General features: G+C 35.4%; 8 protein-coding genes. 1 reads left to right on the forward strand and 7 read right to left on the reverse strand.

What is annotated here, in order from left to right:
* On the forward strand, positions 1 to 107 hold a 107-nt coding region (locus tag ELS83_RS19755; RefSeq protein ID WP_171597137.1), incomplete at its 5' end, for an IS3 family transposase.
* Positions 108 to 179: 72 nt separating this feature from the next.
* Here ELS83_RS19755 and ELS83_RS19760 read toward each other — a convergent pair.
* The 7 genes from ELS83_RS19760 to ELS83_RS19790 all read right to left on the reverse strand — a co-directional run bounded on the left by ELS83_RS19760 (position 180) and on the right by ELS83_RS19790 (position 12,371).
* Complete coding sequence (locus ELS83_RS19760; protein ID WP_171597277.1) at positions 180 to 626, reverse strand: hypothetical protein; 447 nt, start codon at positions 624 to 626, stop codon at positions 180 to 182.
* A 473-nt stretch (positions 627 to 1,099) separates the two neighbouring features.
* On the reverse strand, positions 1,100 to 1,771 hold the full coding sequence (locus ELS83_RS19765) for a beta/alpha barrel domain-containing protein (protein WP_171597278.1): 672 nt from the start codon (positions 1,769 to 1,771) through the stop codon (positions 1,100 to 1,102).
* 335 nt (positions 1,772 to 2,106) lie between these two features.
* Positions 2,107 to 5,232, reverse strand: coding sequence for an efflux RND transporter permease subunit (locus tag ELS83_RS19770; RefSeq protein ID WP_171597279.1), 3,126 nt, complete (start codon positions 5,230 to 5,232; stop codon positions 2,107 to 2,109).
* Between the two features lie 39 nt (positions 5,233 to 5,271).
* Positions 5,272 to 6,756 (reverse strand): TolC family protein, encoded by a 1,485-nt coding sequence (locus ELS83_RS19775; protein ID WP_171597280.1) that lies wholly within the window; start codon positions 6,754 to 6,756, stop codon positions 5,272 to 5,274.
* Between the two features lie 80 nt (positions 6,757 to 6,836).
* Positions 6,837 to 9,872 (reverse strand): efflux RND transporter permease subunit, encoded by a 3,036-nt coding sequence (locus ELS83_RS19780; protein ID WP_171597281.1) that lies wholly within the window; start codon positions 9,870 to 9,872, stop codon positions 6,837 to 6,839.
* Between the two features lie 66 nt (positions 9,873 to 9,938).
* Positions 9,939 to 11,000 carry an efflux RND transporter periplasmic adaptor subunit gene (locus ELS83_RS19785; RefSeq protein ID WP_171597282.1) on the reverse strand — a complete coding sequence of 354 codons (1,062 nt, stop codon included), beginning with the start codon at positions 10,998 to 11,000 and terminating at the stop codon, positions 9,939 to 9,941.
* A gap of 177 nt (positions 11,001 to 11,177) precedes the next feature.
* A complete protein-coding gene (locus ELS83_RS19790; RefSeq protein WP_171597283.1) occupies positions 11,178 to 12,371 on the reverse strand; it encodes a DUF4934 domain-containing protein in 1,194 nt (397 codons plus the stop codon).
* Positions 12,372 to 12,379 lie beyond the last annotated feature (8 nt).

The following is a 12,379-nucleotide window of genomic DNA, read 5'->3' on the forward strand; positions in this document are numbered from 1 at the left end:
ACTTTCTAAAGGAACTGGAGGAGTATATAAATTACTACAATAATATTAGAATAAAGACTCATTTAAACGGATTGAGTCCGGTAAAATACCGAACTCAATATCATTAACTTATTTTATAACCGTCCAATATTTGGGGTTCACTTCAAAATTCAAATCGGGCTTTTTCTATCTGTTTCTCCTTACTTAAAAAGGAATACTTTTCTTACTTGTGAACCTGGACGACCAATAATGTTTTTGATATAATCGTTTTTCTCATTTAAAACGCCTGCTTTTTGCACATATCCTTTTCCCATAGGCATGCTTGCTCCCCATGCTCCACTCGGACTGCAATCTTCAAAATCGGTAATTTTAACAATGGTATGAACTCCAACTGTAATGATACAAGTCTTGTATGACTTTGCCATTTCAAGGGTTTCTTCAATATTGTCCTTTGTCAATTCAATGGTTTTGTCGGCCTGTGCTTCAGCCAATTTATTGATGGTAATAATAGGCTGGCCTAAATCTGCAAATTCGTCGTTAAAATTAACAGCTCCAGCTACAAATTCTTTCAACACTTCAAGCTTGGTATTCTGTGCGCTCAATGTAAATCCAATCAGCACAAATAAAATAGCAATAGATTTTTTCATGGTTGAGATTTTAGATATTAATAAAGTTTAAACTTTTTGTTTATACACAAATCTACAAAATATGTTCAATATTTAGAGTCTTTTTATTTAAAATAAATATATTTTATCTTTTGCATCTCAAGCTTGTAAACGAAAAAAGCTCAGGCACCACCCTAAGCTTTTTTACTAACCACTATTTACTAACCACTATTTACTAACCTAAATCTGAGAGAAAGACTTATTTGCTTTTCTCATTGTAAATGTATTTCAATTAAGCGTTAATTTCCTGATAAGGAAGTTAAAGAAACTTAAACATGAACTTTTACCAATTTCCACAAAATAAAAAACCCGGCCTACAAGCCGGGTCATTTATTTAAACTCCTAATCTATTATTCTATGAAAAAACCTAATCTATCTCTTTTGTGTATAACAAATGTATTTAACATTTCGGTTAACAATTGAGAAGAAGTGTTAAAGAATGTGAAAATTTAATCTTAGCATTTTTTCAGAATGTATTCTACCTGGCCTGCAACACCTGGCTTGGTAGATGGAAAAGTTTGTTCGAATGCCGCAGTACCAACCGTAAAGGCCGATACGCCAATTTCTTTTACTGTTTCCACTCTTTCAACAGAGTCGATGCTACCTGCAACAATAATTGGTTTTAACGAGTGTTTCGAAACTTCCTGAATAAGTTGAGGAATGTCTTCTCCCGTGTGACGATAGGCCAACAGATCCAGACCATCTACCCCTTCGAGGCTTGTTATTTTTTTAGCCTGGGCTGCAATATCGTGAATAGAACCTTCCAGAACGCTCGGATGCCCAACTACTTTTCCTACGAAAGGATAATATTTTAAGGGATGATCTTTTACGATAGGAGCAATTAATTCGGGTCTTGTACCACCCAATAGGTAGTCTACGTTTAAATCCATGGCAATCATGGCCGATTTTTTTTCGGTATTCTCGTCCAGGCTTACCACTTCAAGATATACTTTCACTCCTTCTGCACGCAAATCACTGGTGAGGGCTTTTAATTCGTTAAAAGGCAAACCCACATCCTTAAAGCCAATATGCTTCACCCCTTCTGCTACAATTTCTTTCACATACCTTCTGGCATCAGGAACAGTTTTATCATCCTTCGTTAGCATGAAAATAAGATCTATGCTCATATTTGTTGTTCGTTGTTAGTTTTTGTTTGTTAATATTGAGTGTATAGTGGTGCAAATATAAGAGATCCATTTATTTGCAGGAAGGTAAAGCTGTATAAATAAAGTATGGCTAATGCATTAATTGTTTATTGTATGGCGGGAAAGAAGTTAAGTGCAAATCAGGAAATGCTTTATCTAATCTACTTACTAGGTAGTTCAAATTATTAACAACTGTTGATACGAGTGTCTGCCTTCATTACCACACGAAACGCCGCTTGTTATAATTAAGCCAAGGATATAAGATTATGAAAATTACTTGGATAAGCCCAATGCAATACTTTGAAGTTAAAATGGCATTAATTATTATTCATTCTCAACAGCAAAGGCAAGTACATTACAATACCCACTAATGAAAACAATAAACCTCCAATGGTTCCTGCCGCCAATGAGAACCAGAACACCTCATTTTTACCAGCAATTAAAAATGGCACCAACCCCAGTACTGTCGAAACAATGGTCAATAAAATTGGAATAATTTTGTGTTGGTAGGCCTTTACATAGCTTTTTAGGATCTGCTTAGTATTGTTTTTACGAGAAATATTCCAATCGTTCACAATATAAAGGGCTGCATTAACCGAAATACCGCACAACAAAACAAAGGCTGCATACCCTCCCTGGTCGAAATTTAACTCGAAAAGAAAAAAAGTGAGAAATACACCTATAAATGAGATAGGAATCATGGCTATAATGGCCAAAGGCTGTGTAAAAGATTCTAAAAGAATTGAACAGATAAAATAGATAATCAGGATAACCAATGCAATCAACCAATAGGAGGCTTTATCTTTAGCACCCCACCAGCCATAGTAATCTTGTTTTTTAATACTGTAGCCTAAAGGAAGTATCTCTTCAGTATCTTCGATATATTGTTCCATTACCCTGTTTCCCAACTTCCCGGGACCTATAAAATCGTACTGTACAACCAGCTGGTACTCCTGATTTTTCTTATAAATGTCGTTTCCAACTCTTTCTTTCTCTATTTTAGCATAATCTGAAAGTTTTAATTTCTTCTCTCCAATTTGTATTGGAGCATTGTTCAAATGCCACAAGTCAATTGATTCAGCCTCATCGGAAACAAAAGCCAACTTACTCTCGTGGCCTCCAATCATTACTCTCGTTGAAGAGGAAGCGCCAAGAACTTCGCGCAAATAAGAGTAGATTTCTGCATAGTTAATCCCATTCAATGCCAATAACTGCTCATCTGCATTAAAGTTAAATTCGTATTTTAAGCGGGTATTCCATCCTGAACTACCTACCACTTCACACTCCTTCACCCTGGGATTCTTTAAAATCTTCCCTTGCAAATCATTCGCCAAAGCATATAGTTTCTCATAATTATATCCGTATAGCGTAATTCTTGAATTACGCATTCCATCACCTAGAGAATTTGAAAAACCCCGGCCAACACCATAAACTGCCCAGTCCATTCCACCAAAATTAATCGCTTTTTCGGTCACCATATTTTTTAACACATAAGGAAAAGACGAATATTCTGCGGAATCGATAAATGTGATAGTAATACGGCCATTTCTGGGGTTATATATTTTGCACTGATATTGTTGAATTTCCTCAAACTGAGATAAATAATTTTCCATGTACATCATGGCATCATTTAGTTGCAAAAGAGTACTTCCTTCCGGCATTTTACCCACAATATTTAATTTTGTTTGCTCAGGCTCGGCATAAAAAGATTGCTCAAATACATTCTCTGCAAAAAGTCTCAAACTTCCACCTAAAACATATTCCATGGGCTGTTTTACATGATCCTTAAACCAATTGGACCCAAATGTTTTGTTATACATTTCTGAAAATCTTCCTTCATTCTCCAGTTCTTCTGGTAACAAATGTACAGGTAGACCGAATCCCAAGAACATGAGCAGGATAAAGGCGAATTTCCAGCGCTTAAGAAACAAAACCAATCGTTCATAATAATTCCCAATTTTCAGGATTCTCCTTTTTCTTCTAAACGACCGTCTATTATTTGTATGAGACAATGGAAATTTGTCAAGTATCGCTGGAAGTAATAAAATTGCAACGAATAAGGATACTGCTAAGTTCACAATCATTACCAGGGCAAAATCAATCAATTTTAGCTTTTGCTGATCACTTAAAAAGAAAATTACGCTTAAAGAGCCAATAGTGGTAAGCGTAGCGGCTAAAATGGCCAGAAATACTCTTTTATTTTTATGATGCTTCATATGATCCAACATCACAATGCTGTTATCGAGAATAATCCCCAAAGATACTGTAATTCCCGCCATAGCATAGAGATGTATCTCTAATCTCAGTAAATAATAAAATATTGCAGCAATACTAAGATTAACTACGAGACTTGCTACAATAATGGACAGATATCGCCATTGCCTGCTAATGATCAAAACAAATAACAACAATATGAACAGTGATAAACCGGTACGCCAGGCAATCTTTTCCAACTCTTTTTTAATGTAATTGGTAGCATCATAGGTTTGTATTATCGAATAAACAGCTGGAAGATCAGATTTTATCTTTTCAATTTGAGATTCGAGACGATTGGCAACATCTATTTGATTTGCAGTTTTCTCTGCATACACAATCATATTAATGGTATTCAAACCGTTAATTCTAAAGTAAGAATCCGGTTCCTTTTCTTTGTAAGTTAAACGGGCTACATCAGAAAGGTAAACGATTCGATCTTTTACTTTAGCCAAGGGTATTAAAGATGCTTCAAACTTGTCATTTTTTTTGCTTTCAATTTGAATTTGGATGTAAGTTCCCTCTAGTTTGGACAGCACTACCCCTCCAAGTTCTTTTTTATTGAAATAGTTTTTAATGCCCTGAATGACCTGTTGTGAAGTAATCCCCAACTGCATAAGTTTATGGCTTTCATATTTCACTTCCCAAATAAAAGGTACTGCCCCATATACCTCAATATTATTAACACCTTCGACCAAACTTAGTTGTGGCACAATCTTTTCTTCTGCAAATTGCTGAATGAAATATGGGCTTGCACTCGAATTCAAAGTATATGATTTTAAAAATTGCCTGTCCTCATTTTCCGTTTTCATACTTAGGTATGGATATGAAAGGCCTTCAGGCAATTCCGGGTACACTTGTCGAATTAGGGTAGCCATCTCAAAGCGCGCCATATCCAAGTCCATATCTTTATCAAAAGCAACCTGGATATTTCCGGCTCCTGCAGAAGATTTAGACCGAACCTCTTTAACAGATTGCATCGAGTTAAATATTCCCTCCAACTTTGAAGTCACCTCTTTTTCCAGAACTCGTGCACTCGCTTTTGGCCAGGAATAATTTACTCCAATCTCGGGTAATGAGCGTGAGGGAGTGAACTTCACATTTAACAAAGGCACAAAGCACACCCCAATTATTGTAAGTACAACAAATAGAATAATGATAGAAAAAGATTGATTACTTTGTGTTTTCATATTCAATAGCTTAACAAAGCTGAGTTCGATTAAAAGCTTCTACATTTCTCTAAGCCGTGTTTCAAAAAGTTTTTCCAATTCCGTTTTGGCTCTAAAATCATAAAGAGTATACTGCTGAATACTATAGTAATACAGCCAATAATCCTTCAGGTGATTCAAATAATCTTTTTGTGCTGCTGATTGTTTTCTAAGCGCATCATCCAACTCCAGAACAGTAAGTTTGCCATCTTTGAACAATTGTAGATTCACATCATAAGATTTTTGGGCAACAATAGCCGCACGTTTGGAATTATCAACCAGGCTTTTTTGCAAATTAAAATCGATTACTTTTTGGCTTACCTCCTGTGCAAAATCCATTTCTCTTTGTTTTGCCTGTAATCGAATTACTTCGCTATCGCTTAGTGCCATTTTGTATTTGCCTCTTCTTTTTCCCCAGTCAAGAAGAGGTATTTCAACACTAAACTTCACTTTCTGCTGATCCAGAGGTTTCTCATAAGCACTTTTCAATGACTCTGCCTGTTGATTCAATCCGTAACTTGCATTTAATGTTGCTTGAAATCGACTCTCCTTCTTGGTCTTCTCCACCTCCATTTCGGCCTGTATTTGATTTTGCTTTTCTTCCAACAGCAGAGGATTATTTTTTAATGCCAAATCCATAGCAAGGCCAGCATCAATACTCAGATTGGAAATGTTTTCAGGCAATATCAGCTTATGAACAAATTCTTTATCGATATCAAGAAACAGATTCAAATCAAAACAGGCCTGCTGCAAGAGTTTTTCACTTTTTACGAGCTCGATGTTTGCCTGTAGAACATTCAATTCCAGGTTCAACAGTTCGCTTTCCTTAATTGCTGCAATTTCAAATCTCTTTTTTCCGATATCATAAAGTAAACTTGAGTTTTTCTTATTGGTGCTGGCAATTTGCTCGTTTAAACTTGCTAAAACCTGATTAAAAAACAGTTCAATGGCCTTCAAATTGATGACTTGTGTATTTGAAATGTATTCCTTTTTGGCTTTGGCAAACTTCAAAGGAGCCAATTTGCTCATCCATTTTTGCTCGTTGTAAGCAAACAAAGGTTGAATTAAACCTATTCTTACCGGAGTCGTAGTATAGCTCCTACTATCAGTATCTCCGTAATTTTGAAGACGACCAAAATCAGAATCAACATAGATTGTACCACCAGTAAAAGAAAGGTTTTGCGAAAGAGACATGCGAGCATAAGAGTATAAACTTTGTTGCTCTTTAAACTCATCCTGGTTGTTTACTGAATTGTAGCGAGAAACAAATGAACGGTTGTAGTCGAAAGGAGTCATGCCTAAAGACAAATTAGGCAAGCGGTCGGCCAAATAGGATTTATATTCCCATTGTCTTGCCTGGAACATGTTTTTTTGTAAAAAGGCATCCAACGACTTGGTTTGAGCAAGATCTAACACTTGTTCCAAACTCATTTTATTTTGCTGTGCCAATGAATTGTGCCACAGCAGCATGAAGAGATATGTTGAAATGATCAGTTTTAATTTCATTTTATTTAGCTTTCAGCAGTCAGCCTTCAGCTACAAGCCATATTTTCCTATTAACAGCTTGTAACTTGAAATCTGCATTTTTATTTTCTACTACGATTTAAATAATAATAACAAAGCGGTACAAAATATAAACTTACCAGTGTACCGATAAACATACCTCCAATTACAACAATGGCCAGGGGTTTTTGCAGTTCAGCACCCAAACCATCCAGAAACAGAAATGGAAATAGCGCCAGTATGGTAGTTATAGAAGTCATTAAAATTGGCTTTAATCTTCTTTGTCCGCCCACTAAAATGGCCTTAATTAATCCAAAGCCTTTCTCCTTTCTCAATCTGTTAATGGTATCAATCTTTAAAATGGAATCGTTAATAATTATTCCCGACATTACAATCAGACCGATTAATGACATCAGGTTAAGATCACCACCAAAAGCCCATAGTACAAGCAGGGCACCTCCGATATCAATGGGTACTTCAAGTAAAACAATTAAAGGTTGACTAAAGGATTCAAATTGGGAAGCCAATATAAAATACAGTAGAAGCAGGGAAATCAATAATATTAATCCAAGCTGCCTCAACAAGGTTTTATTGGCAAAAATACTGCCCGAAAAACTCAAATCAACATCCTTATATTTACTTAGTATTTGCTTTATTTTATTTTTTGATGAAACAAGCTGATCGTCATCAATATGGAGTGCATAAGGAACAAACTCGCCCTCCTTACCTGCGGTGATACTTTTTAAAGACTCATGAGGCTGTTTTTTAACTAACTGATTCAACTTATACCAAACTCCCTCTTCATTCACTATTTTGGTTTGATTAATAAGATCGTACAATGTGCTTTTCTTATCGCCCAATACAAGTGGAACCTGATCCTGATTATTTCGAATCACATCCAATTCATTGTGATTAAAAGCAGTTTGCAATTGCTTGTAAAATGAATTGATATCAATTTTATACAGCATTAAAATGATAGGATCGAATTCCAGGCTGACCTGCTCCTGGAACGCTTGCGATGGATTAAATTCACCTGGAAAAGCATTCGTAAATTCCTTTTGTAATTGCTTTACCTGAATTAATTGCTCTTTCTCATTTCCATTTCTAAAATTTATTCTGGCAACAAGAGGCGATTCATCATCGGCAAAAACTTGCTCAAATAAATTTTCGGGACTTGTAAAATAAAACCTGCATTCAGTATAGTAATTGTTCAAATGATGCTTTAAACGTTTTTTAAGAGCATTGATATCTGAACTATCCTCAACTTTCATATAAATTAATGATTCCGATGCGGAAAGTTCATGTCCGCGGTTCAAAAGGTACTGTTGCTCACCAATTAATACTGAAGTTTGAACCCGATCTTGCTCAATTTGCCTGATTAACTGTTCTGTGCGCCTTCTGTTCTCATCAATATTAATGCGATCATTCCAATCGATTCGCAATATCATTTCGTGTTGAGTAAGTTCGGGTAATCTCTTTTTGGGCAATGAAATTACCAGTGTGATTGCACAAGCCAGCAAAAGCAGGAATAGAAACCATGATAATTTCTGATTTCTAAATACTTTTGTAAGGCCTGTCTCATACAGCTTTGTATAATCAAGTTTGCTCAATTGATTCACCCACCTGTCCAGCCTTCCTTGCCTCTCATGTTTATAAAACAGTCGGTAATATACTGGAAGCAGGCTAATAGATACCAATAATGATACAAATAGTCCGATGCTAACCGCCAGTGCCTGGTCGTAAAACAATGCTCCTGCAATACCAGAAATAAAAATTAATGGGAGAAATACGGAACAGGTAGTTAAAACTGAACTTAGCATGGGTCTAATTACTTCATTGGTGCCTTTTATACAGGATTGCAGCAGATTTTCTCCTCTTTGTCTGAACTGCGAAATGTTATCAATAACAATAATTGAATTATCGATCATCATACCAATACCCAGTACCAAACCTGAAAGAGATATAATATTTAATGACAGACCTAATAGGTGAAAAAACAGCAGGGAAATAATAAGAGATGTAGGTATAGACACACCTATTAACCAAGGTGCACGGAAATCTTTTAAAAAAAAGAACATGACCAAAAAGGCCAAACTTGCCCCTAGCAAAAGACTCTGCTTTAGGTTTTCAATGGAATAGTCAAGTAGTTTGCTTTGGTCTTCAGATATTTCAAATTCGATATTCGGATAATCTTCATGAAAGTTACTTATTAAGGCTTGCAATTCATCTTTCATGTCCTGTATTCGCGCATCAGCCTGCTTAATTATAGACAAAGAAACAGTCTCCTTCCCATTCATCATCGCCAGGCCTTTTCTGCTCTGCTCTACCAATTCAACTGTGGCAATATCTTTTAACTTCAACACTTTCCCGTCCACATCAAAGTAAAGATTTTTAATATCGTTTACATTCTGAAAACTCTTTTCAAAATGGATATTATACTGGTAATGACCATCGCGAATCATTAAATTACCAAAATCGATATTATTATTATGAACCAGGTTTTCAATATCAGTATAGCTGATCTGATGAGCTTTCATTTTCTCCAAATCGGGGTGAATCGATATTTCAGGAAAAACTCTACCCGTAATATCAACCATAGCCACAGGCGAAAGTTGCTCTATTCGTTTGCGAATTACTGCATCGGCAAACTGACTCAACTCCATGAACTGTTGTGGGTTTTGTTCCTTTTGTAAGCTTAAATTGAGTTTTAAAACGGGTATATCCGTAGCACTAGCCTTTATTACCTTTGGCCTGGTCATATCTTTGGGTAAGAGCGACATACATTTGTCAATCTTTTCGTTTACTTCTATGTACGCCAAATTAATATCGCTGCCATAAGCCATTTTCATGTGAATGAAAGAACTCCCATCGCGAGTTACACTTTTAATATCTTCCAAATGCGGCACCTGGAGAAGTTGGCGTCTAATTGTTTTTACCACTGTGTTTTCCAGCTGGCGCGCCGAGCGGTTTTCATGTGAAATTTGCACACTTATTTCGGGTATGGCAACATCGGGCATTAAGGATATGGGTAATAATCCTATTGCCACACAACCCAATAGCAAAATGGCTAAAAAGGTCATGCTTACAGCTATGGGGCGGGTTAACAAGAATTTTATCATACACTGGGGCTACAAGCCACAAGGTTCAAGTTACCAAATTAAGATGATGCAACTCAAAACTTATCGCTAATGAACAACTTCAACTTTCGATTCATGGGCAAGGTTCAGGCTTCCTTCCACAATTACTTCATCACCTTCACTTAATCCTTCAAGTATGGTGTATGAGTCGCTATTCTCAAATCCGGTTTTTACATAGTTCCACAGTGCTTTTCCTTCCTTATAAGTAAAAACAACTTGTTTGTTTTGTCTCAATAAAAGTGCCGATTTTGGGATTACCAATTGACTCTTTACTGTTCTCTCAATCATTACCTTCACATTCATTCCTTCCATCAATTTGCCTCCTGTATTTTGAATCACGGCTTTCACCTTTATCAATCCATTTTCATCAACCAAAGGGTTAATCTGGCTCAATTTTCCTTTGTAAGATTCCTCATGAAAAGCAAAAGGTTGAACACTTACCTGTTGATTGACATACAACTGATCAATTTCCGATTCCATAATGGTAAATTCCACTTCAAAGCTTTTGGTATTTATCAATGTGCAAAATGTTTTACCCGGTTCTACCTGTTGATAAAGTTTGGCAGATAAATTGGAAATCACCCCTGAAAAAGGTGCTTTCAACTGCCTAGATTCCAAATCATATTGTGCCTTCTTGTAATCAATTAAAGCATCATTTAATCCCGACTTTAAACGGGCAATATTTAAAATTCTTCCTGGAATATTCGTGGTATCCTTTCCATCGTATCCTTGTCCAATAAGAATATTTTCCATTTCCAACCTGGCTTTGGCAACTGCCTGTTTGCTCTTTTCAAATTGATTGTGAAGGGTAAAATCATCTATGCCGGCTATTAATTCACCTTTATTAACAAAACTTCCATTCTTTACAGGTATCTCTTTCAGTTTACCAGAAATATTAAAGGGCATGTCGGCCTTGCGCATGGCACATAACTTACCATTGCTGATAATTTCCTGTTGAAAACTATCATATCGAAGTGAAATTGTTTTTACATGATTTCTTTCTACAGTTGTTGATGCTTTACCTGCTTCCTCCGCAGATTTTCCATGACCAAGGGTGCATGCATTTAAACATATAATAATTCCGATTATTAAAAATGATATATGTTTCATCTTTTTTTTCTAAAGTTAACATGTAAATTTTATCTATCTCACATCAAACAGAACTAATTTACTGTTAATTTGCATTTAAAAATCGCTCAATTCTATTTCTTCCTTGTATCTTTTTCATAATGATATCTAAGAATCGGCTAAAAACTTACTAAAGAAGTTTGTATTTAGATCATAAACCTATCTCTTCTTTAATCGACAAATTGCCAAAATTGGATTATCACCCTCTTTTACATTTGACATTTTATCAAACCAGTGTTTAGTTTGGGGATTTAATTTTTCTTGAACTGTTTTAGTTTCTTCCATATCCAAACATAAATCCATAGCATTGATAACTGAGATCATAAAACCATTCTGACTAAGCTCCGATCGAATATTTAAGCAGCGATGACTGATCAAGTCATCATACACAAAAGGAACAGCATACTTTTGGGTTACTTGATTATCGAAACTATGAAGATAAATAGAGTTCAAATCGTCTTCGATCCAAGACTTCTTAAAAACCATTAAATAATTATCAGAATGTATAATATTTATTTTTTGATAGGGGGATGCATTTCTTTCAAACTTATTAAAATCTCCATTATAATATCCAACCTGCTTTGTAACAGGCAATAATTCATTTCCAAGATTAAATATAAACGCTGGTTTTTTACGTTTATCATTGATAGACCATATTGTATCACTTAAATAATTATTCACCAATAAAGAAGAGTCACTTCTTTGAAAGTAAGTATCATAAGAATCCTTCCAGGTAAATCTGTCTCGTCCTTTAAGAAAAGTTTCGAATTTAGAACTTGCAATTAACTGGGCATCCTGATTAAAAAATTTAATGGCCCCTTCGCATCTATCATACCAAGCTATCTGGTTTTTTTCATCAATCGAAAAATAGGCGAGTAAAGCATCAAGTTTTTTTTCTTCCAGGAATTCACCACTCAAATTGTACTTAATTATAGACCTTTTCCCTGACGAAGCAATATAAATAGTATCTCCTTTTATTTGAAAATCCAGTACATAAATGTACTCTCCAGGCCCTTTCCCATTTTTACCTATTTGTTTCACAAATGATCCATCCATTTTAAATAAAAGCAACCTTCTCAAATCAGAGATTAGAATCAATGTATCATTCATTTCCATTTGATACACTCTTCTTAACAATGATTTTTTGTTTGTTTCTAAGCTTACAAAATTCACTTCTGTGGATACCTTAGACAGATTTAAGGTATCTTTTCCGTTATCTGGAAGATTTACATGGTAAGGAAACTCAACTTTGGTATTTTTCTCTTCATGTAATTTTTCAGTTTTACTTTTCGAAGAGCTCTGTGTGCAGGAGAAAATTCCCAGTAACAGCAATAAAATTATTAACCTATTCATTTGATACA

Origin of the sequence: Marinifilum caeruleilacunae (assembly GCF_013141825.1) — a bacterium.
Lineage (GTDB): Bacteria > Bacteroidota > Bacteroidia > Bacteroidales > Marinifilaceae > Marinifilum > Marinifilum caeruleilacunae.